This window comes from Demequina silvatica (genome assembly GCF_000971215.1).
Lineage (GTDB): Bacteria > Actinomycetota > Actinomycetes > Actinomycetales > Demequinaceae > Demequina > Demequina silvatica.
This window is the reverse complement of record NZ_BBMA01000002.1, coordinates 306,386-331,130: the sequence shown is the minus strand read 5'-3', so window position 1 is coordinate 331,130 and position 24,745 is coordinate 306,386. Positions and strand designations below refer to the sequence as shown.

Annotated in this window: 27 protein-coding genes; 20 read left to right on the top strand and 7 right to left on the bottom strand. The window is 72.5% G+C overall.

All coding sequences use genetic code 11. The features are described 5' to 3' along the window. The first annotated feature begins 102 nt into the window (after nucleotides 1-102). The 5 genes from AOM05_RS01585 to AOM05_RS01565 all read left to right on the top strand — a co-directional run bounded on the left by AOM05_RS01585 (nucleotide 103) and on the right by AOM05_RS01565 (nucleotide 4,419). Nucleotides 103-1,287: an anti-sigma factor domain-containing protein gene (locus AOM05_RS01585; protein ID WP_062518861.1), complete on the top strand. Its 1,185-nt coding sequence runs from the start codon at nucleotides 103-105 to the stop codon at nucleotides 1,285-1,287. A 250-nt stretch (nucleotides 1,288-1,537) separates the two neighbouring features. After that, entirely contained in the window at nucleotides 1,538-2,350 is an 813-nt protein-coding gene (locus tag AOM05_RS01580) for a DUF4397 domain-containing protein (protein WP_062518859.1), read from the top strand. Between the two features lie 74 nt (nucleotides 2,351-2,424). Continuing rightward, nucleotides 2,425-3,123 (top strand): class F sortase, encoded by a 699-nt coding sequence (locus AOM05_RS01575; RefSeq protein WP_062518857.1) that lies wholly within the window; start codon nucleotides 2,425-2,427, stop codon nucleotides 3,121-3,123. Further along, the gene (locus tag AOM05_RS01570; protein WP_228373171.1) at nucleotides 3,120-3,704 is read left to right on the top strand and encodes an RNA polymerase sigma factor; all 585 of its coding nucleotides are present in this window, start codon (nucleotides 3,120-3,122) and stop codon (nucleotides 3,702-3,704) included. The genes AOM05_RS01575 and AOM05_RS01570 overlap by 4 nt, the downstream gene beginning before the upstream one ends. Then, nucleotides 3,691-4,419: an anti-sigma factor gene (locus AOM05_RS01565; RefSeq protein ID WP_062518851.1), complete on the top strand. Its 729-nt coding sequence runs from the start codon at nucleotides 3,691-3,693 to the stop codon at nucleotides 4,417-4,419. Before AOM05_RS01570 ends, AOM05_RS01565 begins: the two co-directional genes overlap by 14 nt. 126 nt (nucleotides 4,420-4,545) lie before the next feature. Here AOM05_RS01565 and AOM05_RS01560 read toward each other — a convergent pair whose 3' ends face one another. Together AOM05_RS01560 and AOM05_RS01555 are read right to left on the bottom strand one after the other, a co-directional pair. Continuing rightward, nucleotides 4,546-5,211 carry a potassium channel family protein gene (locus AOM05_RS01560; protein ID WP_062518849.1) on the bottom strand — a complete coding sequence of 222 codons (666 nt, stop codon included), beginning with the start codon at nucleotides 5,209-5,211 and terminating at the stop codon, nucleotides 4,546-4,548. After that, a complete protein-coding gene (locus AOM05_RS01555) occupies nucleotides 5,204-6,574 on the bottom strand; it encodes a TrkH family potassium uptake protein (RefSeq protein ID WP_062518846.1) in 1,371 nt (456 codons plus the stop codon). The genes AOM05_RS01560 and AOM05_RS01555 overlap by 8 nt, the downstream gene beginning before the upstream one ends. 175 nt (nucleotides 6,575-6,749) lie before the next feature. Here AOM05_RS01555 and AOM05_RS01550 point away from each other — a divergent pair, with 175 nt between their 5' ends. Both AOM05_RS01550 and AOM05_RS13895 read left to right on the top strand, forming a co-directional pair. Next, complete coding sequence (locus AOM05_RS01550; protein WP_062518844.1) at nucleotides 6,750-6,983, top strand: helix-turn-helix domain-containing protein; 234 nt, start codon at nucleotides 6,750-6,752, stop codon at nucleotides 6,981-6,983. 87 nt (nucleotides 6,984-7,070) lie between these two features. Further along, entirely contained in the window at nucleotides 7,071-7,169 is a 99-nt protein-coding gene (locus tag AOM05_RS13895) for a 30S ribosomal protein bS22 (RefSeq protein WP_074789180.1), read from the top strand. A gap of 199 nt (nucleotides 7,170-7,368) precedes the next feature. On the opposite strand, the gene AOM05_RS01545 is transcribed toward AOM05_RS13895, so the two are convergent. Continuing rightward, a complete protein-coding gene (locus AOM05_RS01545) occupies nucleotides 7,369-8,226 on the bottom strand; it encodes an HAD family hydrolase (protein WP_082097172.1) in 858 nt (285 codons plus the stop codon). A gap of 56 nt (nucleotides 8,227-8,282) precedes the next feature. Here AOM05_RS01545 and AOM05_RS01540 point away from each other — a divergent pair, with 56 nt between their 5' ends. The 7 genes from AOM05_RS01540 to AOM05_RS01510 are packed head-to-tail and all read left to right on the top strand — an operon-like array spanning nucleotide 8,283 to nucleotide 14,220. Next, nucleotides 8,283-8,519, top strand: coding sequence for a glutaredoxin family protein (locus AOM05_RS01540; RefSeq protein WP_062518843.1), 237 nt, complete (start codon nucleotides 8,283-8,285; stop codon nucleotides 8,517-8,519). 19 nt (nucleotides 8,520-8,538) lie between these two features. Then, a complete protein-coding gene (locus tag AOM05_RS01535) occupies nucleotides 8,539-9,156 on the top strand; it encodes a histidine phosphatase family protein (protein WP_062518842.1) in 618 nt (205 codons plus the stop codon). Then, nucleotides 9,153-9,737 carry a TlpA family protein disulfide reductase gene (locus AOM05_RS01530; RefSeq protein ID WP_082097171.1) on the top strand — a complete coding sequence of 195 codons (585 nt, stop codon included), beginning with the start codon at nucleotides 9,153-9,155 and terminating at the stop codon, nucleotides 9,735-9,737. Before AOM05_RS01535 ends, AOM05_RS01530 begins: the two co-directional genes overlap by 4 nt. After that, nucleotides 9,734-10,498 (top strand): cytochrome c biogenesis CcdA family protein, encoded by a 765-nt coding sequence (locus AOM05_RS01525; protein ID WP_369401106.1) that lies wholly within the window; start codon nucleotides 9,734-9,736, stop codon nucleotides 10,496-10,498. Before AOM05_RS01530 ends, AOM05_RS01525 begins: the two co-directional genes overlap by 4 nt. Then, a complete protein-coding gene (gene resB, locus AOM05_RS01520) occupies nucleotides 10,498-12,108 on the top strand; it encodes a cytochrome c biogenesis protein ResB (protein ID WP_062518841.1) in 1,611 nt (536 codons plus the stop codon). Before AOM05_RS01525 ends, resB begins: the two co-directional genes overlap by 1 nt. Beyond that, nucleotides 12,105-13,079, top strand: coding sequence for a c-type cytochrome biogenesis protein CcsB (gene ccsB, locus AOM05_RS01515; protein WP_062518840.1), 975 nt, complete (start codon nucleotides 12,105-12,107; stop codon nucleotides 13,077-13,079). Before resB ends, ccsB begins: the two co-directional genes overlap by 4 nt. 4 nt (nucleotides 13,080-13,083) lie before the next feature. Next, on the top strand, nucleotides 13,084-14,220 hold the full coding sequence (locus AOM05_RS01510) for a glycosyltransferase family 4 protein (RefSeq protein WP_062518839.1): 1,137 nt from the start codon (nucleotides 13,084-13,086) through the stop codon (nucleotides 14,218-14,220). A gap of 115 nt (nucleotides 14,221-14,335) precedes the next feature. On the opposite strand, the gene AOM05_RS01505 is transcribed toward AOM05_RS01510, so the two are convergent. After that, nucleotides 14,336-15,328, bottom strand: coding sequence for a LacI family DNA-binding transcriptional regulator (locus AOM05_RS01505; protein ID WP_062518838.1), 993 nt, complete (start codon nucleotides 15,326-15,328; stop codon nucleotides 14,336-14,338). A gap of 149 nt (nucleotides 15,329-15,477) precedes the next feature. Here AOM05_RS01505 and AOM05_RS01500 point away from each other — a divergent pair, with 149 nt between their 5' ends. From AOM05_RS01500 to AOM05_RS01485, 4 genes are read left to right on the top strand one after another with little or no spacing between them, the layout of a single operon-like run. Continuing rightward, nucleotides 15,478-16,827, top strand: a complete 1,350-nt coding sequence (locus AOM05_RS01500; RefSeq protein ID WP_062518837.1) for an ABC transporter substrate-binding protein — start codon at nucleotides 15,478-15,480, stop codon at nucleotides 16,825-16,827. A gap of 38 nt (nucleotides 16,828-16,865) precedes the next feature. Continuing rightward, nucleotides 16,866-17,912 (top strand): carbohydrate ABC transporter permease, encoded by a 1,047-nt coding sequence (locus AOM05_RS01495; protein WP_062518836.1) that lies wholly within the window; start codon nucleotides 16,866-16,868, stop codon nucleotides 17,910-17,912. Nucleotides 17,913-17,917: 5 nt separating this feature from the next. Beyond that, entirely contained in the window at nucleotides 17,918-18,802 is an 885-nt protein-coding gene (locus AOM05_RS01490) for a carbohydrate ABC transporter permease (RefSeq protein ID WP_156165019.1), read from the top strand. Then, nucleotides 18,799-21,087 (top strand): beta-xylosidase/alpha-l-arabinosidase, encoded by a 2,289-nt coding sequence (locus AOM05_RS01485; protein WP_062518834.1) that lies wholly within the window; start codon nucleotides 18,799-18,801, stop codon nucleotides 21,085-21,087. Before AOM05_RS01490 ends, AOM05_RS01485 begins: the two co-directional genes overlap by 4 nt. 18 nt (nucleotides 21,088-21,105) lie before the next feature. Here the strand turns inward: AOM05_RS01485 and AOM05_RS01480 are convergent, their stop codons facing one another. Beyond that, nucleotides 21,106-21,399 carry a PLD nuclease N-terminal domain-containing protein gene (locus tag AOM05_RS01480; protein WP_062518833.1) on the bottom strand — a complete coding sequence of 98 codons (294 nt, stop codon included), beginning with the start codon at nucleotides 21,397-21,399 and terminating at the stop codon, nucleotides 21,106-21,108. A gap of 31 nt (nucleotides 21,400-21,430) precedes the next feature. Here AOM05_RS01480 and AOM05_RS01475 point away from each other — a divergent pair, with 31 nt between their 5' ends. After that, nucleotides 21,431-21,709, top strand: coding sequence for a DUF4229 domain-containing protein (locus tag AOM05_RS01475; protein WP_062518832.1), 279 nt, complete (start codon nucleotides 21,431-21,433; stop codon nucleotides 21,707-21,709). Between the two features lies 1 nt (nucleotide 21,710). Here the strand turns inward: AOM05_RS01475 and AOM05_RS01470 are convergent, their stop codons facing one another. Continuing rightward, nucleotides 21,711-22,580 (bottom strand): 1,4-dihydroxy-2-naphthoate polyprenyltransferase, encoded by an 870-nt coding sequence (locus tag AOM05_RS01470; RefSeq protein WP_062518831.1) that lies wholly within the window; start codon nucleotides 22,578-22,580, stop codon nucleotides 21,711-21,713. After that, nucleotides 22,577-23,587, bottom strand: coding sequence for an AMP-binding protein (locus AOM05_RS14365; RefSeq protein ID WP_169746706.1), 1,011 nt, complete (start codon nucleotides 23,585-23,587; stop codon nucleotides 22,577-22,579). The genes AOM05_RS01470 and AOM05_RS14365 overlap by 4 nt, the downstream gene beginning before the upstream one ends. Nucleotides 23,588-23,623: 36 nt before the next feature. Between AOM05_RS14365 and AOM05_RS01460 the strand changes: the two genes are divergently transcribed. Beyond that, the gene (locus tag AOM05_RS01460; protein WP_062518830.1) at nucleotides 23,624-24,712 is read left to right on the top strand and encodes a DUF3048 domain-containing protein; all 1,089 of its coding nucleotides are present in this window, start codon (nucleotides 23,624-23,626) and stop codon (nucleotides 24,710-24,712) included. The last annotated feature ends 33 nt before the right edge of the window (nucleotides 24,713-24,745 follow it).

Here is a 24,745-nt window from a genome sequence, read left to right as displayed (position 1 = left end):
GTCGCGAGGGCGTCGCAGCGGGTGCGGCGCCCTCGCTCATACCCCCAGGGGGTGCCGGGTCCCGGTGCGGGCGTGGCACACTTCGCGTGAACAGGGAGGGTCATGGTCGAGCCGAACGTGGAGGAGGCGTACCGGGAGTCCGGTGCGCTGGTCCACACGCTCGCGCTCCGGGCGCTCGGCTCGGTCGAGGAGGCCGAGGACGTGGTGCGCCGCGTCTTCGCGTCCGCCGCGGCCGGAGGATCTCTCGACCCGCAGGACCTGCTGCGCGACGCCGCCGACCGCATCACGGGCGACCTCGAGCGCCGCGTGCGCGCCAAGCTCGTCGCGCTCGACGACGCGCCGGTCACGGCCGAGGGCGTCACCGATGACCGTGCCGTGATCGCGGAGGCCGACCGCATCCTGGTGCGCGCGTCGCTCGACCGCCTCCCCGGGGAGGACCGCGACGCGCTCGAGCGCGCCCTGATCCACGGCGTGCCGCGCTACGAGCTCGCGCTCGCTACGGGAGTCTCCGAGGAGGAGCTGGAGGTGCGGCTGCGGGACGCCCTGCTCGCGCTGTGGCACGGACGCGCCCCCGGCGAGGGGCACGCGCCGATCGAAGGTCTCGCGTCGCGCGCCCTGGGGATCCGGATCGCCGACGGCGGCCAGCAGCACATCTCCGGGTGCGCCGAGTGCCGCGCCGCGTGGCGGTCCCTCAACGACCTGGTGGGCTCCGTCACGCGGCTCCCCGCGACGGGTCCCGTGGTGGAGCCGCGCGCCGGGCTGTGGGACGAGGTGCGGCGGGCCGTCGACGCCGGACCGCCCGAGCCCGAGGCCGACTGGCGCGAGGAGGCGCGCGGCGACGCGCGCCGCGCGCAGCGGCGGCGCACCCTCGTCATGGCGGCGGCCGTGGTGGCCGCGAGCGTGTTCGCGGGCGTCGCCGTGGCGCTGTCGCAGCTGCTGACCGAGCCCGAGGCCGCCGCGATCGCCCAGGCGACGCTGGAGGACCCGCGTTCGGGCGGCACCGACGCCGGCACCGCGCGGCTGGTGGAGACGGACGATGGCTCCCAGGCGATCGTGGTCGACGGGCCCTACTCGGAGTACCCGGACGCGAACCTCGAGCTGTGGGTGACGCCCGAGGGCGGCGAGGCCGTCTCGCTGGGCCAGGTGACCTCGGGCCACTACGAGGTGGCGCTGCCTCCGGGGCTCAGCGTCGGGGACGGCACCGTGGTCGAGATCAGCCGCGAGCCGTGGGACGGCGACCAGTCGCCGAGCGGTGACGTGATCGCCCGCGGCGTGCTCGAGCCCTGACCCGCCGCCCGCCACCCAGGTTCGCTCAGCACGGTCTGACGCCCGACACGCGGGGGCGACCCGCGCATCGTCCCCTCGCAAGCCGCGTGTCGCCGCCGGGACCGTGCGCAGCGAACCGTGGGGGCGCCGAACATGATGTTCGCCATGAGCGAAATCTCGGCGACCGTGCATCCGTGGCGGCCCCTCGGCCGGAAGTACGGGGTGACGGCACGCCGCACCCCGGCGGCGGCCTCGACGGAAGGAGCAGGACATGCGCACCTCGATCCTCGCCGGCATCGCCGCCGGCACGCTGCTCGCGGCGGGCACCGCGGCCCCCGCGCTCGCGGTGGACGACGGGATGGCGGACCTCTCGGTCCTCCACGGCGTCCCGGATCTCACCGTCGACGTCTACGTCGACGGCGAGCTCACCCTCGACGACTTCGCGCCCGGCGACCTGGCCGGCCCGCTGTCGCTCGCCCCAGGCACGTACTCCGTGGCGATCACGGCATCCGATGCTGCAGACGACTCGGAGCCGGTGCTCGGCCCGATCGACCTGCCGCTCGAGGAGGGCATGAGCTACACCGCGGTGGCGCACCTCGATGAGGGCGGCGACGCGACGGCGACGCTGTTCACCAACGACATCTCGGCGACCGCCTCGGGCGAGGGGCGCCTCACGGTCCGCCACGTGGCGGCCGCGCCAGCCGTGGACGTGTGGGCGGACGGCGACGTGGTGTTCGAGAGCCTCGCGAACCCTGACGAGGTCATGGCGGACCTTCCCGTCAACACCTACTCCGCCGCGGTGTCGGTGGCCGGCGAGGAGGACCCGGTGCTCGGCCCGACGGACGTCGCGATCGAGGAGGCCGTCAACACGATCGTGTACGCGTGGGGCTCCGCCGAGGACGGCACGCTGGCCGTCGCCGCTCAGACCGTAGCGACCCACTCCGACATGCCGGGCGCGGTCGCTGCCGGCACCCAGGGCCTCGCGGCTGACGATCCGGGCGTGCCCGCCGCGGCGATCGTGATCGCCGTGGTCGCGCTCGCCGGCGCCGGCCTCGCGACGCGCGCGGTGCTCGCGCGCCGCTGACGTCCCCTCCCGGGGCGGGGCGCGACACCCCCTCGTCGCGCCCCGCCCCGACCTTCACGCCTGAGGAGGATCCGATGCTCAGCATCCGATGCGCCGTCGCTACCGTCCTGATCGCGGCGGCGATCGCCGCGTGCACGCCGGCGGGCGCCCAGGTCGAGCCCGCGCTGCACCGGTCCCCGTCGGACGTGGTGCTTGAGGCGGCGGCGCCGACCCCGGCCTCGGCGGGCGCCGAGCCGGGCGCCCCTCCACGCTCCCCGGCCCTCGGGACCATCCCGGTCCGGTCCGCCGACGCCGCCGCGCTCGCCCCCGCGCCGCACCCCGAGCGGCTGCGCATACCCCGGCTCGGCATCGACATGACGGTTCAGGGCGTCGGGATCGACGCGGGCGGCGCGATGGAGCTGCCCGCGAGCGCCGAGGTCGCGGGCTGGTTCCGCGCCGCGGGCAACCCGGGCGGCGGCCCGCGCGCGGGCCGGAACGCGGTGATCGCCGCGCATGTGGACGATGCGGTGGTGGGCCTCGGGCCCTTCGCCCGCCTTCGCGAGGCGCGCCCGGGCGACGCGGTCCGGGTGCGCCTCGACACGGGGCGCGTGGTGGTCTACCGGGTCGCGGCGATCGAGCAGACGGACAAGCGCGAGGTGGACCTCGCGGCCGCGTTCGCGGGCCCGGACGGCGCGCTGGTGCTGGTCACGTGCGGTGGACGGTGGGATGCCGACGTGCGACATTACGAGGACAATGTCCTCGTCTGGGCCTACCCGGAGGGCACTGCACGGTGAGCGTGAGGACGGCGATGGTGGCGGTGGCGACGGAGCGCGGCGACGCGTCCGACGGCCTCGACCACGCCTTCGCCGCGGGCGTCGACGGCTCGCTGGAACGGCTGTACCGCGAGACCTCGTCGCTGGTCTTCACGCTCGCGCTGCGGGCGCTGGGCGACCGTGCCGAGGCGGAGGACGTCACGCAGCAGACCTATGTCGCGGCGTGGCGCGGCCGTGCAGGCTACGACCCCGAACGAGCGCCGGCCCGTGCGTGGGTGGTCGGCATCGCGCGCAGGACCATCGCCGACGCGCTCGCCGCGCGCGGGCGGGAGAGGCGGCGGCTCGAGGCGGTGCGCGACGTCCCGGCGGCCGTCGAGCCGGATCCCTGGGCGGGCGAAGCGGAGCGGATCGTGGTGCGCTCCGAGGTCGAGAGCCTGGGGCCGCCGCGCTCGACGATCGTCGCGCTCGCGTTCTTCGAGGGGCGCACCCACGAGCAGATCGCGGCGGAGCTCAAGATGCCGCTCGGAACGGTCAAGAGCCACCTGCGGCGGTCCCTGCTGGCGCTTCGACACGGATTGGAGGCAGCCGATGCAGCACTGTGACGACGAGTCCCTCGCCGCGATCGCGCTCGGCGAGCCGCTCAGCGCCGCCGACGGCGAGCACGCCGCCACGTGCGAGCGGTGCGCGAGCGAGGTGGAGGCGCTGCGCGCGACGCTCACCCGCGCGGGCCTGGGCGCCGGCGTCGAGCTGGTGGCCCCTCCCGCGCGAGTGTGGGCGGGCATCGAGGGGGAGATCGCCGCGGAGGACGATGCGCCGGCTGGCGCGGTCGTGCCGCTCACCCGCGCGCGCGGGCGGCGCGAGCGCCGCGTGCCGGGCCACACGTTCCGCGGCTGGGTGGTCGGTGCGGCCGCCGCGGTGGGAGTCGTGATCGGCGGGGTCGGCGTGGCGCTCCTCGGCCTCGGTGGAGACGGGTCGGGAGGCGACACGGTGGTCGCGCAGGCCGCCTTGGCCGACCTCGCGACCGAGGCGGACGCGGGCACGGCGCGCGTCGAGCAGCGCGCGGACGGCACCGAGGTCCTGGTGGTCGACACGGTCTACGACGCGTCCGCCGACGGAGCGCTCGAGGTGTGGCTGATCGATCCCGACGTGATCGGGATGGTGTCGGTCGGCTTCCTCACGGGCGACCACGGCGAGTTCGAGATCCCTGCGGGCTACGACGTCGCGAGCTTCCCGATCGTGGACATCTCCGTCGAACCGGCGGACGGCGACCCGACGCACTCCGGAGACTCCATCACCCGCGGCGTGCTGGAGACCTGACCCGCCGCCCGCCACCCCGGTTCGCTCAGCACGGTCTGACTCCCGACACGCGGGGGCGACCCGCGCATCGTCCCCTCGCAAGCCGCGTGTCGCCGCTGGGACCGTGCGCAGCGAATCGCGGGGAGGCTACGGGCGCTGCGAGAAGCGCTCGAGCAGCTCGCCCTCGCCCGCGACCACCAGCAGGTCCTCGGGGCCCACGAGCGTGTCGGGGGTGGCGTACTCGAACTCCTCGCCCGCGCGCTTCACGCCGATGACGTGCACGCCGTACGCCGCCTGCAGGCCGAGCTTGTCGAGCGTGAAGTGGTGCGTCTCCTTGGGGGCGCGCATCTTCACGACGGTGAAGCCGTCCTCCACCTCGATGTAGTCGAGCATGTTGCCGCCGACGGAGTGGGCGATGCGGGCGCCGGCCTCCGCCTCGGGCAGGACCACGTGGTGGGCGCCGATGCGCTCGAGGATGCGCTTGTGCTCGACCGAGGTCGCCTTCGCCCAGATCTCGGGGATGCCGATGTCGACCAGGTTGCCCGTGATGAGCACGGACGCCTCGAGCGAGGTGCCCACGCCCACCACGGCGGCCGCGAAGTCCGCGGCGCCGATCTGCTCGAGGGCGCGCGGGTCCGCGCCGTCCGCCTCGACGCAGGGGATGCGCTTGGACCACCGCTCGACGACGTCGGCGTCGCGCTCGACGCCGAGCACCTCGACGTCCATGTTGTCGAGCGTGTCCGCGATCGCGGAGCCGAACCGGCCGAGCCCGAACACCAGGACCCCGGCGCGGGACGAGTCGTTGCTAGCCAATGATCGGCCTTTCTGACGGGTACCGGATGACCCGGCGCTGGCGGTTGAGCATGAGGGCGGAGGCGAGCGTGAGCGAGCCCACGCGGCCCAGGTACATGGTGATGATCAAGGTCATCTTCGCATCGGCGTCGATGCTCCCCGTGATGCCGGTCGACAGGCCGCAGGTCGCGTACGCGGAGACCACCTCGTAGAGGGCCCTGTCGAGCGCGATGTCCGTCTGCCACATGAAGATGCCGGTGCCCACGATCACGACGAGCAGTCCGAGCAGCGTGATGGAGACCGCGACGCGCAGCACCTCGGTGCCGATGCGCTTGCCGAACGCCTCCATGTCGCGACGTCCGCGCGCCTCGGCCCATGCGGCGAGCACCAGCACCGCGAGCGTGGTCACGCGGATGCCGCCCGCCGTCGAGCCGGAGCCGCCGCCGATGAACATGAGCACGTCCTCGAGCAGCCACGTCTGCTCGCGCGCGAGCCCGATGTCGAAGGACGCGAAGCCGCCGGATCTCTGGTTGATCGACTGGAAGAACACGTTTCCGATGGTCTGGGCCGTGCTCGCCGACCCGAGCGTGTCGGGGTTGGTCCACTCGAACAGCGCGAGGAACGACGCCGAGATGAAGGAGAGCACCGTGATGGTGACCAGCGTGAGCTTGGTGTGAAGCGACCACTTCGTGGGGTTCCGCTGGCGCAGCACGTTGAGGTAGACGGGGTAGCCGAGCGCGCCGATCAGGACGCCGAAGCCGATGGGCACCAGCATCCACAGGTCGCCCGCGTACGGGTACAGGCCCACCGGGTCCGGGCTGAAGCCGGCGTTGTTGAACGCGGAGACGCCGTAGAACAGCGAGTAGCCCACCGACTTCGCCCAACCGTAGTCGAGCGTGAGGAAGCGGGGGATGAGGATGGCGGCGATGGTCAGCTCGACCGTGGTGGACACGATCACCACGGTGCGCAGCAGCGAGCCGAGGTCGCCCAGGCCCGAGGCACGCGACTCGCCCGCGGCGAGGATGCGCTGGGTGAGGCCCAGGCGGCGCGAGACGGCGAGGCCCGCGAGCGATGCGAGCGTCATGATGCCGAGACCGCCCACCTTGATCCCGAGGCCGATGATCGCGAGGCCCCACGGCGACCAGTAGGTGCCCGTGTCGACGGTGCTGAGGCCCGTGACGCAGACCGCGGAGGTGGCGATGAACAGCGCGTCGATGAACGGTGCCGACTTGCCGTCCGCGGTCGCGAACGGGAGCTTGAGCAGGCCCGTGAACAGCAGGATGGTGAGGGCGAAGGCGCCGAGGGTGAGGCGTGCCGGCGACTCGAGCGCGACGCGGTCGAACCACTCGCCGACAACGTCGCGAGCCGTGCGCAGGCTTGCCATCGATCTCCTCACCGCCGGGGCGTGTCCGCCCTGCTTGATGCCCCGCGCGCGAGCCTATCCCTCACCACCATCTTCGGCAGGTTCCCCACACTTCACAATGGTCACTTCTGCCCCTACAGTTGAGAGTGCATCCGGCCGATGAATGCGCAGGACGCTTCGAGAGGGACGAGACGACATGGCCGAATCACCGCGCACCACCTTTCTCACCGTTGCCGAGGTGGCCGAGATGGTGAGGGTGTCGCGCATGACGGTGTATCGCTGGGTGCACTCGGGCGAGCTGCCCGCCGTGCGCTTCGGCCGGTCGTTCCGCGTCCCCCAGCAGGCCGTCGAGCAGTTCATGGAGCAGGCGGCCCTCGCGGGCGGCTACATCGTCGAAGATGACGACAAGGGCACCGGCACGGTAGGCTAGGTCCTTGTCTGTCGCGTCCAGCGCGGCCTGGACGCCGGCGTGCTACGGCACGCCTCGCACTTAGTGTCAAAGAACGAGGTAGGTTCCGTGGGTTCCATCATCAAGAAGCGCCGCAAGCGTATGTCGAAGAAGAAGCACCGCAAGCTGCTTCGCAAGACGCGCCACCAGCGTCGCAACAAGAAGTAAGCGCCTCGCGCTTCGCACGCCCGTTCCACCTCACGGTGGGGCGGGCGTTTCGCGTTTCCGGGGCGCAGGCGGGCGCCTCTCCACCAGGGACGATGCGATGGCGGGCTCGGGCGGACGTGTGCCGTTCACATCGGGCGGGTCGTGTGGAGCAGTGTCCGATCCGTGTGGATGAGCGCCCGGGGCCGGGGCGCCGGGCCGGCTACAGGTCGCGGGCGGCCTCGGCGTGGGAGTCGGTCCCGGGGGAGCGGCGCGGCCTGCGCAGCAGCCCGCGGCAGGCACCCTTGACGCCGCGCGTGACCTGGATGGTCACCCAGGCGGCGCCCGTGACGGAGGACTTCACGATCCCGCGGCGGCCGCTCTTGCGGCGCTTGCGGAACTCACGCGACGGCCAGCCGCGCTCGGCGGCGAGGCGCCGCATCTTCGGGTCGGGGTTGATGGTGCACGGGTGGCCCACCACCGCGAGCATCGACGCGTCGTTGACCGAGTCGCCGTACGCGTAGCTGTCCTCGAGGGACAGTCCGCGCTCCTCGGCGAGCGCGCGCACGGCCTTCGCCTTGGCGGGTCCGTGGAGGAAGTCGCTCTCGAGCTTGCCGGTGTAGTGGCCGCCCGTGTGCTCCGCGACGGTGCCGAGCGCCCCGGTCGCGCCGATGCGCCGCGCGATGAGCCGCCCGATCTCGACGGGCGAGGCGGTCACGAACCACACCTCGTGGCCCTGCGCGAGGTGCTCGTCGATGATCGCCTTGGTGCCGGGGTAGACGCGGCTGGCGAGCAGCTCGTCGTAGACCTCCTCGGCGACCGCGGTCATCTCCGCGACGGACCAGCCCTTGATGATGTCGAGGCCGTGCTCGCGGATCCGGTCCATCTGGTCCTTGGACTCCCCGAACAGCACGTACGTCGACTGCTCGTAGAACAGCGCGAGGATGTCCTTGAGGCTGAAGTAGTCGCGCTGCCACAGGCCGCGCGCGATGTGGAACGAGCTCGCGCCGCGGATCACCGTGTTGTCGACGTCGAAGAACGCGGCGACCCGGGTGCCAGCGTTCTCGTTGTCCGGGGTCACGCCTCAACTGTAGCGAGACGCGCGGGGAGTGCCCGTGCGGTCCTTATCCTGGACGCATGCCCGCCCGCGTCATCCTGTACACCCGCGAGGGCTGCCATCTGTGCATCGACGCCCGCCGCATCGTCCGCGAGGTCTGCGAGGAGGCGGGGGAGGACTGGGCCGAGGTCGACATCGACTCGGACCCGGCGCTGCGCGCCCGCTACACCGACGACATCCCGGTGGCGACGGTCGACGGGCAGACCGTGGGCTTCTGGCGCATCGACCCCGACCGGCTGCGCGGAGCGCTCGCGTAGCCGGGTGACAATAGGACGCATGTCCCGCGTGCACGTCCTCCGCCACGGCCATGTCCACAACCCCGACGGGGTCCTGTACGGCCGGCTGCCGGAGTTCCGCCTCTCCGAGACCGGGGAGCGCATGGCGCAGGCGGTCGCCGACCACCTGCTCGCCACCGGCGCGCAGGTGGGCCGCGTGATCGCCTCCCCGCTCCTGCGTGCGCAGCAGACCGCGGCGCCGGTCGCGGCCGCCTACGGGCTCGAGATCGTGACCGAGGACCGCGTCATCGAGGCCGACAACGCCTTCGCGGGCGGGCCCACGCCGTCGCCGCGCACCCTGCTGCACCCCCGGAACTGGTGGCTGCTGCGCAACCCGTGGAAGCCGTCGTGGGGCGAGCCGTACAAGGAGCAGGCCGCGCGGATGCGCGCCGCGATCATCGACGCGGCCGCCGCCAACCCCGGCTCGGAGACCGTGATGGTGAGCCACCAGCTGCCCATCTGGGTCGCCCGCTGCTCCGCCGAGGGCCGCTCCTACCTTCACGATCCGCGCTCGCGCGAGTGCGCCCTCGCGTCGCTCACCACGTTCGAGGTCGACGGCGACGCCATCCGCTTCGCGGGCTACCAGGCGCCGGCCGCCCACATCGAGGTGCCCAGGTGAGGCCCGCCGCGCGCCTCGCGATCTTCGCGGCGGTCCTGCTCGCGATCGTGCTCACGCTGGTGGGCTGCGCCCCCGGCGACGCCACGGAGTCCCCCGGCTACGTCTCGGGCGACGGCACCGTCACCGTGATGGACGACGGCCCCGTGGTCGAGCTCGCCGGCACGGACTTCGCCGGTGAGCCCGTCGACATCGCGGACTACCGCGGCCAGGTGGTGCTGGTGAACGTCTGGTACGCGTCCTGCCCGCCGTGCCGTGCGGAGGCGCCGGACCTCGCGGAGCTCGACGCGCGCGAGGACGTCCAGCTGATCGGCGTCAACGGCCGGGACGATGCGCCCACCGTCGACGCCTTCGACCGCACCTTCGGCATCGAGTACCCGTCGATCGACGACACGGACGGGGCCGCCACCGCGACGCTCCAGGGCCTGGTCGCGATGAACGCGGTGCCCACCACGCTGGTGGTCGACCCCGCGGGGAACCTCCACGCGCGCGTCATCGGCACCGCCGACCCGTCGACGCTCAAGTCCCTCATCGAGGAGGCCGCCGGGGGCGCGGCTGAAGCGGCCGCCGAGGGCGCCGCGTGACGCCCCTCGCCGCCGACGCGACCTTCTCCGGCATCGCGCTCTCGGGCTCGATGCTGCTCGCGATCCCCGTCGCGGTGCTCGCCGGGCTGGTGAGCTTCGCGTCCCCGTGCGTGGTGCCGCTGGTCCCCGGCTACCTGGGCTACGTCTCCGGCATGGCCGGCGCCGGCGGCACGGGCAAGGCGTCGAAGCCCAGGCTGGTGATCGGCGCGCTGCTCTTCGTGCTCGGCTTCTCGGCTGTGTTCGTCACGTTCGGCTTTCTCGCGTCCTCGCTGGGGGCGGCACTCGCGCCGTACCTCACGCTCATCACCCGGCTGCTCGGCGTGGTGATCATCCTGCTCGGCTTCGCGTTCATGGGCGCGCTGCCGTTCCTCCAGACGGAGAAGCGCCTGCACGTCAGCCCGACCGCAGGCCTCGCGGGCGCCCCCGTGCTCGGCGTGGCGTTCGGGCTCGGCTGGACGCCGTGCATCGGCCCCACGCTCGCCGCCGTGTACACGCTCGGCCTGTCCGAGGCGACCCAGGGTCGCGGCGTCGCGCTCGCGGTGGCGTACTGCGTGGGTCTCGGCCTGCCCTTCGTGCTGCTCGCCGTGCTGTTCGAGCGCTCGGGCAAGGTCCTGGGCTGGCTGCGCCGCCACCGGCTCGCGCTCATGCGCATCGGCGGCGCCATGCTGATCGTCCTCGGCGTGCTGCTGGTGACCGGCATGTGGGACAGCCTCACCGCTGAGCTGCAGGGCTGGATCGACTCGTTCTGGGTGGCCGTCTGATGGCGCGCGTCAAGCTCGACAACTACGTGGTGCCCGCCGCGCCGCGCCTGGGCTTCAAGGGCTGGCTGCGGTGGATCTGGCGCCAGGTCACCTCGATGCGCGTCGCGCTCATCCTGCTGCTCCTGCTCGCGCTCGCGTCGATCCCCGGCTCGGTGCTGCCGCAGTGGCCGCAGGACGCCGCGGCCACCCGCAACTTCATCGCCGAGAACCCGTTCTGGGGCCCCGTGCTCGACGCCACCGGCTTCCTCGACGTGTTCGGCTCTGCCTGGTTCACGGCGATCTACCTGCTGCTGTTCGCGTCGCTGATCGGCTGCATCGCCCCGCGCGCGCTCCACCACTGGCGCGAGCTGCGCCGCCCCATCGCCGCCACCCCGCGCTCGCTCGCGCGCTACACGGGCGCCGGTCCCGAGGCCGCCGAGGTGACGGTGGACGATGCGCTGGGCAGGGCACGCGCCGAGCTCCGCCCGCGTACGGGCAGGCTGGGGGCGCTCACCGGCTACCGCGTGCGGATCGATCGCCGCAAGGACGGGTCGGTCGCGCTCGCGGCGGAGACGGGCCACGTGCGCGAGCTCGGCAACCTGGTGTTCCACGCCTCGCTGGTCGCCGTGCTGATCGCCGTCGCGTACGGCACTCTCTTCACGTACCGCGGGCAGGCGATCGTGGTGGAGGGGCGCTCCTTCACCAACGCCGTCGCGGCGTACGACACGTTCTCCTCCGGCTCGCTGTTCGACCCCGCCGACCTCGACCCGTTCACGCTGCGCCTCGACTCGCTGGACGCCGAGTTCTCCGACACGGGCCGCCCCCTGCACTTCCAGGCGAACGTCACCTTCACCGAGCCCGGCGAGCAGGCGGTCGCGGAGACCATCGCGGTCAACCACCCGCTCGAGTCGGGCGACGCCAAGATCTACCTCCAGGGCAACGGCTACGCGCCCGTCATCACGGTGCGCGACGCGTCGGGGGAGATCGCGTTCTCGGGTCCCGTGGTGTTCCTCGCGCAGGACGCCGCGTACACCTCGACGGGCGTCATCAAGGTGCCCGACGTCACCACCGGCGAGCAGCTGGGCTTCAAGGCGACGCTCTACCCGACCTTCCTCGAGGGGCCGTTCGCGGTCGCCTCGATCCACCCGGACCCCGCCAACCCGGTGATCGAGATGCTCGCGTACACCGGCGACCTGGGCCTCGACGAGGGTGTCCCGCAGAACGTCTACACGCTCGACGAGTCGCAGCTCAGCCCCGTGCAGGACGAGGACGGCCAGCCGGTGACCCTGCGCCTCGCGCTGGGCGAGACCGTCGAGCTCCCCGACGGCCTGGGCACCGTCAGCTTCGACGAGCTGCCGCGCTACGGCGCGTTCGACCTGCGGGCGGACCCGTCGCTGCCGTGGCTGCTCGCCGCGGCCGTGCTGACGCTCGCCGGGCTCGCGACCTCGCTGTTCGCGTCGCGCCGCAAGATCTGGCTGGTGGCGACGTCGGAGGACGGAACTACAGTGGTCACCGGAGCCGCCTACGCCCCCGCGCATGACACGGGGGTCGGCACGGTCCTCGAACGCGCGTTGGCCGCGGCCGTGGGCCGCGCGCCCGCCCCGGGCGCGCAGGAGAGGGAAGACGCATGAACAACCTGAGCGACCTGAGCGTGATGGCGCTCGGCGGCGCCACGGTGCTGTACGCGATCGCGATGGTCGCGCACGCGATCCGGCTGGCCCGCGTCGCCGACGACAAGGCGGCGGCCCGCGCCGCCGCGCGCGAGACCGTCGCCGTCGGGGGCCCGACCCCCGACCAGGGGCTGCCGGTCGCGGAGGCGCCCGCCGCATCGTCCCCCGCGAAGCGCGCCGCGAAGGCGGCCGGCATCGCCCGGGCGACCACCTTCATGGGCGCCGTGCTGCACGGCGTGGGCCTGGTCGCCCGCGGGATCGATGCCGGTCACGTGCCGTGGTCGAACATGTACGAGTACACGATCTCGGGCTCGTTCTTCGCGGTGGTGGCGTACCTGGTGCTGCAGCGCAAGCGCGACGTCGCGTTCCTGGGCGCCGGCGTGACGGGCCTCGCGACGGTGTCGCTGGGGCTCGCGCTCACGGTCCTGTACAAGGACGTCGACACGCTGCCGCCGGCCCTGCAGAGCTACTGGCTGGTCATCCACGTGTCGATCGCGACCATCGTGACGGGCATCTTCGCGGTGTCCTTCATCGCGACCGTGCTGCAGCTGATGCGGGACTCCCGCGACCGCGGCGTGCGGTGGCGCGGGACGCGTGCGCGGTGGCTCGAGGCGGTGCCGTCCGCGGCGAACCTCGAGGCGCTGTCCTTCCGGCTCAACGCCGTCGGGTTCGTGCTGTGGACGTTCACCGTGATGGCCGGCGCGATCTGGGCCGAGCACGCATGGGGCCGCTACTGGGGCTGGGACCCCAAGGAGGTCTGGTCCTTCGTCATCTGGGTGCTGTACGCGGCGTACCTCCACGCGCGCACCACGCAGGGCTGGGCCGGGCGGCGCAGCGCATGGCTCGCGATCGCGGGTTTCACGGCGCTCATCATGAACTTCACCGTGGTCAACCTGTTCTTCCAGGGCCTTCACACGTACGCGGGGTCCTGATCGCATGAAGATCGCGCTGGTGCTGGACGACTCGATCGACCGGCCCGACGGGGTGCAGCAGTACGTGCTCACGCTCGCGGGGTACCTGACGCGGGCCGGCCACGAGGTGCACGTGCTGTGCTCCTCGGCGTCGCCGCGCTCCGACGTCACGGTGCATTCGGTCGCACGGAACGTGGGCGTGCAGTTCAACGGGAACGGGCTGCGGATCCCGCTGCCCACGTCGCGGAAGGCGATCCGCGTGCTCCTGGAGCGGGAGCGCTACGACGTCATCCACGTCCAGATCCCGCACTCGCCGCTGTTCGCGGCGCGCGTGGTGGACGAGGCCCGGCGCCTGCAGGCGCGGTCCGTGCGGATCGTCGGGACGTTCCACATCCTGCCGGACGGCGCGGTGTCCTCGTGGGGCACGCACGCGCTCGGGCGGTGGCTACGGGGCAACCTGCGGAGGTTCGACGCGTTCATGGCCGTTTCCGAGCCGGCGCGCGAGTTCGCCGCCTCCGCGTTCGGGATCGCGCCCGTGGTGGTGCCCTGCCCGGTCGACGTCCAGGGGTTCGCGGCGGCGGCCGGGGCGGCGGCGCCGGTGCCGGGCGACGACGGCAGGCTGGTGATCGCGTTCCTGGGTCGGCTGGTCGAGCGCAAGGGCGTGCTCGAGCTGGTGCACGCGCTCGACGCGCTCCCGGTCGAGGTGCAGGAGCGGCTCGAGGTGCGGATCGGCGGCCGCGGGCCGCTGATGGGGGCGGTCGAGTCGGCGGTCGAGGTGAGCGCGCTTGAGCGGGTGTCGCTGGTCGGGTTCGTCGCCGAGGAGGACAAGGCGGCCTTCTACGCGGACGCGGACATCGCGGTGTTCCCGGCGACGGGCGGCGAGAGCTTCGGGATCGTGCTGGTGGAGGCGATGGCGTCGCTGGCGGGTCGCGGCGACGGCGTGGTGCTCGCGGGAGCGAACCCCGGGTACCTGTCCGTGATCGGGGCGCGGCCCGAGGTCTCGGTGGATGCGCGCGACGCCAACGCGTTCGCGGAGGCGCTGCGGACGCTCATCGAGGATCCCGCGCTGCGGGCCGAGATCCACGCCGAGCAGGCGGAGCACGTGCAGCAGTTCGACGTCGAGGTGGTCGGCGCGCGGGTGCTGGAGGTCTACCGGGGCTGAGCGCGGTTGCGCGCGGCGACGGCGTCGCTCAGTTCCCCGCAGCGCGCGAGCATCTGCCGAAAGCGTTACTGGCTTCCCCATGGCGCGCCCGGGCGGGGTCGAGGCGGGGGAGGCGTCAGCGGGGCGGGGCCGTCGAGCCTCGCACCACCAGCTCCGTGTCCATGCGGACGTGCTGCTCGCACTCCTCGCCGCGGACCAGCAGGAGCAGCATCTCCATCGCCTCCGCGCCCATGGCCTGCAGCGGCTGACGCACGGTGGTGAGCGGTACGGGCGCGCCGGCTGCCTCGGGGATGTCGTCGAAGCCGACCACGGAGAGCTCGTGGGGGACGGAGATCCCGAGATCCGCGGCCACGTCCATGACCGCGAGGGCCGTGGTGTCGTTGGCGGCGAAGATCGCGGTGGGCGGGTGCGGGAGGCTGAGCATCGACTCGGCGGCCGCGGCGGCGAGCTCGGGCTCGTAGCTGGTCTCGACGGCGAGGTCCTCGTCCACCTCGACGCCCGCGGCGGCCATGGCGTCGCGGAAGCCGTCCTCGCGCCGGCGGCCCGAGTCGAGGTCGCGGCGGCCGCCCAGGAAGCCGATGCGCCGGTGGCCCAGCGCGAGCAGGTGCTCGGTGGCGGCTCGCGCGCCGCCGTAGTTGTCGGAGTCGACGGTGGGCAGCGACGACGGCCCGTAGTGGGGGTCGATCGCGACCACGGGCACGCCGGTCGCGGTGTTGAGCACCGTCGGGGTCACCAGGATCGCTCCGTCGATGAGCGTGCCGCCCAGCCGCGCGAGCGAGCGGCGCTCCCAGCCGTGGCCGTGGCCCCCGGAGTGGGCGAGCAGCTCGTAGCCGCTGCCCTCGGCGCCGGCCCAGGCGCCCTTCATCAGCTCGGCGGAGAACGGCTCGAAGCCGCCCACGAGGATGCCGAGCACGTTGGTGCGCTGACCGCGCAGGGCGGCGGCGGAGAGGTTGCCGGCGTAGCCGAGCTCGTCGATCACCTGCTGGACGCGGGCGATGGTGTCCTTCGAGACGCCGTAGCGGCCGTTGACCACCTTGGACACGGTCGCGACCGAGACCCCGGCCCTGCGGGCGACGTCGGCGAGCTTGACGCGGGCGACCGGTTCCATGTCCGCATGCTACCTGGCATGGGGGCCCGGCAATGCGCCCGCAACCACCGTTGCGAAAACGTTATCGATAACGTTTGACCAACGCGACGCGGAGGTGCCACACTCGCCACTGTTCGGCCTGAGTCAACGACGACTGAAAAGGGGAGATCATGGCGAACATGCGACGAGCCGCTGCAGGGGCAGCGGTCGCGGCATCCATGGCGCTGCTGGCAGCGTGCAGCTCGAGCGACCCGGAGGGTCCCGGCACGTCCGCGGACGCCACATCCGGCGGATCCGGAGACGCACCGGTCACCCTCACGTGGTGGCACAACGGCGTCGCCGGCGACACCGGCGAGAACTCGCTGGGCGACTACTGGGACAAGGTGGCGGCCGACTACACGGCCGAGCACCCCAACGTCACCATCGAGATCGAGCAGATCCAGAACGAGGACCTCCAGCGCACGCGCATCCCCACCGCGCTGCAGTCGGGCGACGCGCCCGACCTGTTCCAGCAGTGGGGTGGCGGCGAGATGGCCGCGCAGGCCGAGGCGGGCTACCTCATGGACCTGTCCGAGACCCTGTCCGCGGACATCGAGCGCCTTGGCGGCGGTGTGGCCCCGTGGCAGGTGGACGGCACCACCTACGGTCTGCCGTTCCAGTTCGCGGTCGAGGGCATCTGGTACCGCCCCTCGCTCTTCGAGGAGGCGGGTATCACCGCCGAGCCGACCACCATGGCGGAGCTCGCGGACGCGGTGCAGAAGCTCAAGGACGCCGACATCGTGCCCATCGCGGTGGGCGCCTCGGACGGATGGCCGGCCGCGCACTGGTGGTACAACTTCGCGCTGCGCTCCTGCTCGCAGGACGTGGTGGCGAACGCCGGCACCAGCCTCGACTTCACGGACCCGTGCTGGCTCGACGCCGGCACGCAGCTCGAGGACTTCATCGGCACCGAGCCGTTCCAGCCGCAGTTCACGTCGACGGTCGCGCAGACCGGCGCGACGTCCTCGGCGGGCATGGTCGCGAACGGCAAGGCCGCCATGGAGCTCATGGGCCAGTGGAACTACTTCGTGTACGAGGGCTTCACGGACGGCTCGGAGGAGGCCATCGCGGCCCTGCACGAGGACCTCGACTGGTTCCCGATGCCCGCGACCGAGGGCGGCTCCGGTGACCCGTCGGCCGCCATGGGCGGCGGTGACGGCTTCTCCTGCTACGTGGACGCCCCGGTCGAGTGCGCGGACTTCCTCGCGTACATCGTCAGCGACGACGTCCAGCGCGGATACGCCGAGGCCGTCGGCGGACTGCCCGTGGCCCCGGCCGCGGCGGACGCCATCACCGACCCGGTGCTGCAGAAGATCGCGCAGACCACGTCCAGCGCCGCGTACGTCCAGCTGTGGATGGACACGCTGCTCGGCCCGAACGTCGGTGGTGCCATGAACGACGGCATCGTCAACATCTTCAACGGCACGGGCGACGCCCAGGGCGTTGTCGACGCGATGATCGCCGCCGCGGCCACCGCCTGACCGATCGCTCCCGAGACCCAAGAAAGCGAGGCTCCCTGGTGACCGCACTGGAGGCCTCGGGTCGGAGCGCGAGCCCCGCCGTCGACAGCTCGTCGGCGGCGGGGTCGCGCCCCGTGACCCCTGCATCCGAGCACACCCGTCGCGCGACGGTCCGCAAGTGGGCGGAGATCGCCCTCTTCGTGGGACCCGCGATGGTGCTGTTCCTCACCTTCGTCGTCTACCCGGTCGTGTCCGCGGCCCGGTTCAGCCTGTACAAGTGGAACGGCGTCTCGCAGTTCTCCGACGCCGAGTTCATCGGCCTCGAGAACTATGCGCGGGCGCTGTTCGGCGGCACCGACCCCGTCACGCAGCAGGCGTTCACCACCGCGTACTCCCAGCCGTTCTGGGAGGCGCTCAGCCACAACGTCGCGATCATCTTCCTGTCGATGGCGGTGCAGCTGCCCATCGCGCTCATCGTCGCGCTCACCCTCAACCGCAGGTTCCGCGGCCGCGCCTTCACGCGCGTGGTGATCTTCGCCCCCTACGTGCTGAGCGAGGTCATCGCGGGCACCATGTGGCTCATCATCTTCGACCCCAACGGCATCGCCACCGAGCTGATGCGCTCCGTCGGGCTCGACATGCCCGCCGGCGGCTGGTTCGAGGACCAGACCTGGGGTTTCTGGACCGTCTTCTTCATCATCACGTGGAAGTACGTGGGCCTCGCGATCATCCTGTTCCTCGCCGGCCTGTCCGGCGTGAGCGAGGACCTGCAGGAGGCCGCGGCCATCGACGGCGCGAGCTGGTGGCAGATCCAGTGGCGCATCAACATCCCGCTGATCGGCCCCACCATCCGCATCTGGGCGTTCCTGTCGATCATCGGCTCGATCCAGCTGTTCGACATGGTGTGGGTGCTCAACCGCGGCGGCACCGCGGGCCAGTACTCGACCATCGCGAGCTACATGATGGAGATCGGCTTCTTCCGGGCGGACTGGGGCTACGGCTCCGCGATCGCCGTGATCATGTTCTTCCTCTCGTTCGTCATCGCGCTCGCCTACATGGCGACCATCCTGCGCCGCGACAACGCGCACCCCCGAAAGGCCCGGTGACCACGATGTCCGTCGACACGTCGACCCGCGCAACCCCCGCATCGTCCCCCCACCGCCGTCGCCAGGGGCTGCTGCCCGAGGGCTCCACCTACGTGGCCGTGGGCATCGCGCTCGTGGGGGTCGGGCTCACGCTCGGCCCGATCCTGTACCTGATCCTGGGCGGCTTCCGCACCCAGGGCGACCTCGCGGCGAACCCCACCGGCCTGCCCGACCCGTGGATGTGGCAGAACTACTGGGAGATCCTGTCCCAGCCGCTGTTCTGGCGGCAGCTGCTCAACTCGACGCTGGTGGCCGTCGCGACCACCGCGGGCGTGGTGCTGTTCGGGACCATGGCGGCGTACCCGCTCGCGCGGTACTCGTTCAAGGGTCGCGAGCTGGTGTTCGTCATCTTCACCACGGGCCTGATGTTCCCGCTCACCGTGGCCGTGCTGCCGCTGTACCTGCTGCTGCGCGACATGGGCATCAGCGGGCTGTGGGGGCTGGTGATCCCGCAGATCGCGTTCGGGCTGCCGGTGACCATCATCATCCTGCGCCCGTTCCTCGCGGCGCTGCCCAAGGAGCTCGAGGAGGCGTCCTTCATGGACGGCATCTCCCGGATCGGGTTCTTCTGGCGCATGCTGCTGCCGCTCGCGCGGCCCGCGATGGTGACGGTGGGCGTGCTCGCGTTCATCGGCTCGTGGAACGCGTACCTGCTGCCGCTGCTGCTGCTCACCGGCGACCCGGCGGGCATGACGCTGCCGCTGGGCGTCACCACGTTCCAGGGCCAGCACTCCGCCGCGACCACCATGATCATGGCGTACACGTCGCTGGCGATGCTGCCCGCGCTCGCGTTCTTCCTGCTCATGGAGCGGCGGATCGTGGACGGTCTCACCGGGGCGGTGAAGGGATGACCGCGGTGGACGCGCGCGTGTCCGGCCGGGTGGCCGCCCTGGTCGCGGAGATGACGCTCGAGGAGAAGCTCGCGCAGATCACCGGATTCTGGGAGGACGAGAAGGGCGACGTGGTCGCGCCCCTCCAGGGCGAGGTGTCCGTCACCGGCGGCCTGGACGATGCGACGGCTCACGGCATCGGCCACTTCACCCGCATCTACGGCACCACCCCGGTGGACGCCGATGCGCGGGCACGGGTCCTCTGGGAGCGCCAGCGGGCGCTGGTGACCGGGACCCGGCTGGGCATCCCCGCGATCGTGCACGAGGAGATCCTCACCGGGCTGTCCGCCTGGAAGGCCGCGACGTACCCCGGCCCGCTCACGTGGGGCGCGGCGTTCGACCCGGAGCTGGTGGCGCGCATGGGCGCGCTGATCGGCCGCGACTGCCGTGCGCTCGGGATCCACCAGGGCCTCGCGCCGGTGCTCGACGTGGTGCGCGACCCGCGCTGGGGACGCACCGAGGAGTGCATCGGCGAGGACCCGTACCTGGTGGCCGAGATCGGCACGTCCTACGTCGAGGGCGTCCAGTCCGAGGGGGTCGACGCGACCCTCAAGCACTTCGTCGGCTACTCCGCGTCGCAGTCCGGGCGGAACTTCGGGCCCGTCGCGATGGGCCCGCGCGAGCTGCGCGACGTCATGATGGTGCCGTTCGAGATGGCCGTCATCGACGGCGGCGTCCGCTCCGTCATGCACGCCTACACCGAGATCGACGGCGTGCCCACGGCCGCCGACGGGTCCCTGCTCACCGGCGTCCTGCGCGACGAGTGGGGCTTCGACGGCGTGGTGGTCGCCGACTACTTCGGGGTCGCCTTCCTCCACCTGCTCCACGGCGTGGCAGCCGACCTGGGCGAGGCCGCGGGCCTCGCGCTCGCGGCCGGCGTCGACGTCGAGCTGCCCACCGGCGACGCCTACCTCGCGCCGCTCGCGGCCGCCGTGCGGTCCGGGGCGGTGCCCGAGGAGCTGGTCGACCGCGCCGCCGGACGCATCCTCGCGCAGAAGGAGCGGCTGGGCCTGCTCGACGCGTCCTTCGACGGACCCGCGCCGTCCGGCATCGAGCTCGACGGGCCCGAGCACCGCGAGGTCGCCCGCCTGCTCGCCGAGCGCGGCGTGGTGCTGCTCGCCAACGACGGCACCCTGCCTCTCGAGGCCGACCCGGCCCGCGCATCGTCCCCCTCGGGCGCCCCGCGCATCGCGGTGATCGGCCCCAACGCGGACCGCTACCAGGCCATGTTCGGGTGCTACTCGTTCGCCAACCACGTGCTCGACAAGCGGCCGGGCACCGAGCTGGGCCTCGACGTGCCGACCGTGCTCGACGCCCTCCGCGACGAGCTGGGCCCGGTGCTCACCGCGCACGGCTGCGACGTCCAGGGCGACTCGCGCGAGGGCTTCGCGGAGGCCGTGTCCGCCGCGAGCGCCGCGGACGTCGCGGTCGTGGTGGTCGGGGACCAAGCCGGATTGTTCGGTCGCGGCACCTCCGGCGAGGGCTGCGACACGGACTCGCTCGAGCTGCCCGGCGTCCAGCGCGCGTTGGTCGAGGAGGTCCTCGCGACGGGCACGCCGGTGGTGCTGGTCCTGGTGACGGGGCGGCCCTACGCGATCGGGTGGGCGCTCGAGCGCTGCGCCGCGGTGGTGCAGGCGTTCTTCCCCGGCGAGGAGGGGGGACGCGCGATCGCGGGCGTCCTGTCGGGGCGCGTCAACCCGTCGGGCCGCCTGCCCGTCTCGATCCCGCGCGACACGGGCGCGCAGCCGCACACGTACCTCCACCCGCGCCTGGGTGAGGACTCGGACGTCACCAACCTGTCCTCGGCGACGCCGCGGACGTTCGGCGAGGGGCTCTCGTACACGACCTTCGCATACGCGGGGTTCTCTGCGACGGGCGCCGCCTGCGACGGGACGATGCGGGTGTCGGTTCGCGTCGAGAACACGGGCGAGCGTGCGGGCGACGAGGTGGTGCAGGTCTACGCGCGGGTGCGCCGGGGGTCCGTCACCCGGCCGGTCGCGCAGCTGGTGGGGTTCGCGCGCGTGCCGCTCGCTCCGGGCGAGGCGCGCGACGTGGTGCTCGACATTCCCGCGGCGCGGCTCGCGTTCTCGGGGCGCGACCTGATGCGGGCGGTCGAGCCCGGCGAGGTCGAGCTGTGGGTGGGAACGCCGCGCGTCCGTCAGGCGGAGGCCGTGGTGGCGCTCACGGGTGAGCGGACCCCGGTCGGGCGCGAGAGCGCGAGGCGGGTGCGCGTCGAGGTGAGGTGAGGGCGGGCGTCGGGCGCGTCAGCGCCCCTCGCCGCTCTGCTTCTTGCGGCGCGCCTGGTCGCGCAGCCAGGCGAGGTACTCCGGGTCGTCGTCGGGAGCGACGGGCTCCGCGCGGCGCTCGGAGCCGCTGTCGGGGCGGAGCCGGCTGAGCAGGATCCACCCGATCGCGCCAACGAAGGGCAGCAGCACGATGATCGCCGCCCACATCCACTTGGACACGCCGTACGGGGCCTTCTCGGGGCGCTGCAGCGCGTCCGAGAGGGCGTACGTGACGAGGCCCAGGTAGACCAGGAGGGGAAGGATGCGGCCCATCGGTCAAGCCTACGCCGGGTACCGTTGAGGCATGAGCGTTCTCGCGTACTGGGGTGTCCGCACGGGCATCTTCGCCACCATCGTGTTCGGCCTCTGGCTGGTCGGATGGTGGGACGTCATCGCGATCATCGCCGCGTTCGTGCTCGCCTGGCTGGTGTCCTACCTGATGCTGCCCGGACTGCGGGTGCGTGCCGCCCAGCAGATGGACGGCTGGATCTCCCGCGGCGAGAAGGGCCTGCGCGAGGCCGACGCGGAGGAGGACGCGGAGATCGGCGCGGACGCCGACCGCGACGCCGACGCGAAGAGCTGACCTACAGCGCCAGCCCGACCGCAATCAGCAGGCCGTAGGCCAGGCCCACGCCGCTGATCCCCTGGAACATCACGCCGAAGTTCCTGCCGGACGCCCCCATCCGCATCCCGAACGCGATCACCACGGACGGCAGCGCCACCACGGTCGAGATCAGCACCCACGGGTGCGCGAACGCGACCACCACGGACAGCACGATAGGCAGCGTCACGGACGCCGCGAACAGCTGGCGCGCGCGCAGCTCGCCCACCTTCACGGCGAGCGTCCGCTTGCCCGCGAGGGCGTCCGTCTCGAGGTCGCGGATGTTGTTGACCAGCAGCAGCGCGACCGCGTACAGCCCCACCCCGGCGGAGGCCACGGCCGCCCACCAGGTGACGTGTCCGGCCTGGGTCAGCATGGTGCCCAGGAGCGCGACCGGACCGAAGAAGATGAACACGCTGATCTCGCCGTAGCCCGCGTAGCCGTAGGGACGCGAGGACCCGGTGTACGTCCACGCCGCCACGATCGCGATCGCACCCACGGCCAGCAGCCACCACATCTCGACGTAGACCACCAGCGCGAGACCCAGCAGGGCGCCCACCGCGAAGGACAGGTACGCGGCGCGCTTCACCGAGGACGGCAGCGCCTTGCCCGACGCCACCAGCCGCTCGGGGCCGATCCTGTCGATGTCGGTGCCGCGGATCCCGTCCGAGTAGTCGTTCGCGTAGTTGGACCCGATCTGCAGCGCGAGCGCGACGCCCAGCGCGAGCAGCGCGGGGACCAGCCGGAAGCCGCCCTCCGCGATGGCGGCGGCGGTGCCCACGATCACGGGCACGGCGCCGGTCCACAGCGTCCGTGGGCGGGCGCCCGCGATCCAGTCGGCGGTGGTGGTCATCGGTCCTCCTCGCTTGCCAGCGCACGCGCGGCCGGCCGGTCAATCTTCCCACCCGCGGTGCGCGGCACCCGCGCATGGACGATGCGCTTGGGACGCTCGTACGAGGCGAGACCTTCCAGCGCGGCGGCGACCGCCGCATCGTCCACCCGTCCCTCGACCACCGCGACCACGGCCTCGCCCCACTCCGCGTCGGGAACCCCGACCACCGCGACGGCGGTCGCGCCGGCGCGCTCGAGAGCGAGCTCGATGCGCTGCGGGTGCACCTTGACGCCGCCGGTGTTGATGGCGTGGTCCGCGCGGCCGAGCACGGTCAGCCGCCCGTCCGGCCGCCGCTCGCCCAGGTCGGAGGTGCGGAACCAGCGCACGCCGTCGATGTCGAGGAAGTCGGAGGCGTCGCCGTCCGCGTAGCCGGCCGCGAGGGTCGGGCCGGACAGCAGGATGCGGCCGTCCTCCTCGATCCGCACGCCCACGCCGTCGAGCGGGACGCCGTCGTACACGCAGCCGCCGGACGTCTCGCTCATGCCGTACGTGCGCACCAGGTTCGCGGGCGCGTCGTGCTCGGGCAGCGCCGCGCCGCCCACCAGCACCGCGTCGTAGGTGGCGAGCGCGTCGCGGCCCGCGGGGTCCGCGAGCAGGCGGCGCACCTGGGTGGGGACCAGCGACACGTGACGGCGGCCGGCCGGCAGGGCGGCGGTCGCGTCCGCGAAGGACGATGCGGTGAACGGCCCCGCGGGCAGGGTCGCCAGAGGCGTCCCGGCGAGTCGGGCGCGCGCCACCACCATCGCGCCGCCGATGCGCGTGGGCGGGATCGCGAGCAGCCAGGACGCGTCGCCGCCGAGCCTCGCGGCGGTCAGCTCCGCGGAGGCGCGGATCGCGGTTCCCGGTATGAGGACCTCGCGCGGCGCGCCCGTGGACCCGGACGTCGCGGCGGCGACGCCGTCCGCCCGCCCGGCCAGCGCATCGTCCACCGCGGCGAACGGATCGTCGGCGAGGCGCGCGTAGGTCACGCGGATCAGCCTACGGCCGTGCCTACACTCGTCGGCATGATGACCACCCGCCTCGCCGGCGCGCTCGCGGCCGCGGCCGCCATGGTGACCCTCGCGGCGTGCTCGCCGTCCTCGCAGAGCGGGCCCACCTCGACGGTCTCGATCGACTCGTCGCCCGCGGTGTCCGCCGTCGCGCTGCCGCCCGCCCCCGAGGACCCGCGCCCCGAGGTCGCGTGGCCGCTCACGGGGCTGGACGCGTCGAAGGCGAGCAAGGCCGCGCTGTCGCGTCCGGCGCTGTCGATCAAGATCGAGAACACGGTCGAGGCGCGCCCGCAGGAGAACCTCGACAAGGCGGACGTGGTGTTCGAGGAGTACGTCGAGTACGGCATCTCGCGGCTCATCGCGGTCTACCAGTCCGAGTACCCCGAGTCGGTGGGCCCGATCCGGTCGATGCGGCCCATGGACCGCAACATCATGGGATCGTTCGCGGGTCCGCTGGTGTTCTCGGGGGCGCAGCCGCGGTTCATCGCCGACACGGCCAACTCGGGCCAGGTCATGGTGACGGAGGACCTGGGCGACTACGGCTTCTACCGCAGCTCCGACAAGGCGGCCCCGCACAACCTGCACGGCTACCCGACGGACTTCGCCGCGCAGTCCGAGGGCGCGAAGGCGCCCGACCAGCAGTGGGACATCGCGTACCCGGCCTCCGAGGCGACGGCGCGCGAGTCGGGCAAGAAGGCGTCCACCATCGACATCACCATGTCCTCGATGGCGCACCCGCAGTGGCGGTGGCACGCGGCGTCGAAGACGTGGAAGCGCTACGAGGCGGGCACGCCGCACGTCACCACCGACGGCACGCAGCTGTCCGCGACCAACGTGGTGATGCTGTGGGTGACGGTGCAGTACACGTCGGGCTCGTCGACGTCCTCGGTGCCGGAGACGCTGGTCGCGGGTCGCTCGGGTGAGGGCTACGTCGCGACCGGGAACTCGTACATCCCGATCACGTGGAGCAAGAAGGGCCAGTACGACCCGTTCGTGCTCACCACCACGAAGGGCGACCCGGTCGAGCTCGCCGCGGGCCAGACCTGGTTCGAGCTCATCCCCAACGAAGGCATCTACAACGCGACGTCGATCAACATCTCGTAGCCGGGGCGGCCGTCTTCGGCGCTTGGTCGCGCG

Coding starts and splice junctions, on each gene's coding strand:
- AOM05_RS01535 (WP_062518842.1), top strand. CDS start 8,539: ATGTCCCGCGTGCACGTCCTCCGCCACGGCCATGTCCACAACCCCGAC.
- AOM05_RS01505 (WP_062518838.1), bottom strand. CDS start 15,328: ATGGAACCGGTCGCCCGCGTCAAGCTCGCCGACGTCGCCCGCAGGGCC.
- AOM05_RS01460 (WP_062518830.1), top strand. CDS start 23,624: ATGATGACCACCCGCCTCGCCGGCGCGCTCGCGGCCGCGGCCGCCATG.
- AOM05_RS01550 (WP_062518844.1), top strand. CDS start 6,750: ATGGCCGAATCACCGCGCACCACCTTTCTCACCGTTGCCGAGGTGGCC.
- AOM05_RS01585 (WP_062518861.1), top strand. CDS start 103: ATGGTCGAGCCGAACGTGGAGGAGGCGTACCGGGAGTCCGGTGCGCTG.
- AOM05_RS01555 (WP_062518846.1), bottom strand. CDS start 6,574: ATGGCAAGCCTGCGCACGGCTCGCGACGTTGTCGGCGAGTGGTTCGAC.
- AOM05_RS01580 (WP_062518859.1), top strand. CDS start 1,538: ATGCGCACCTCGATCCTCGCCGGCATCGCCGCCGGCACGCTGCTCGCG.
- resB (WP_062518841.1), top strand. CDS start 10,498: ATGGCGCGCGTCAAGCTCGACAACTACGTGGTGCCCGCCGCGCCGCGC.
- AOM05_RS01510 (WP_062518839.1), top strand. CDS start 13,084: ATGAAGATCGCGCTGGTGCTGGACGACTCGATCGACCGGCCCGACGGG.
- ccsB (WP_062518840.1), top strand. CDS start 12,105: ATGAACAACCTGAGCGACCTGAGCGTGATGGCGCTCGGCGGCGCCACG.
- AOM05_RS01565 (WP_062518851.1), top strand. CDS start 3,691: ATGCAGCACTGTGACGACGAGTCCCTCGCCGCGATCGCGCTCGGCGAG.
- AOM05_RS01575 (WP_062518857.1), top strand. CDS start 2,425: ATGCTCAGCATCCGATGCGCCGTCGCTACCGTCCTGATCGCGGCGGCG.
- AOM05_RS01500 (WP_062518837.1), top strand. CDS start 15,478: ATGGCGAACATGCGACGAGCCGCTGCAGGGGCAGCGGTCGCGGCATCC.
- AOM05_RS01480 (WP_062518833.1), bottom strand. CDS start 21,399: ATGGGCCGCATCCTTCCCCTCCTGGTCTACCTGGGCCTCGTCACGTAC.
- AOM05_RS01490 (WP_156165019.1), top strand. CDS start 17,918: ATGTCCGTCGACACGTCGACCCGCGCAACCCCCGCATCGTCCCCCCAC.
- AOM05_RS01475 (WP_062518832.1), top strand. CDS start 21,431: ATGAGCGTTCTCGCGTACTGGGGTGTCCGCACGGGCATCTTCGCCACC.
- AOM05_RS01470 (WP_062518831.1), bottom strand. CDS start 22,580: ATGACCACCACCGCCGACTGGATCGCGGGCGCCCGCCCACGGACGCTG.
- AOM05_RS01540 (WP_062518843.1), top strand. CDS start 8,283: ATGCCCGCCCGCGTCATCCTGTACACCCGCGAGGGCTGCCATCTGTGC.
- AOM05_RS01485 (WP_062518834.1), top strand. CDS start 18,799: ATGACCGCGGTGGACGCGCGCGTGTCCGGCCGGGTGGCCGCCCTGGTC.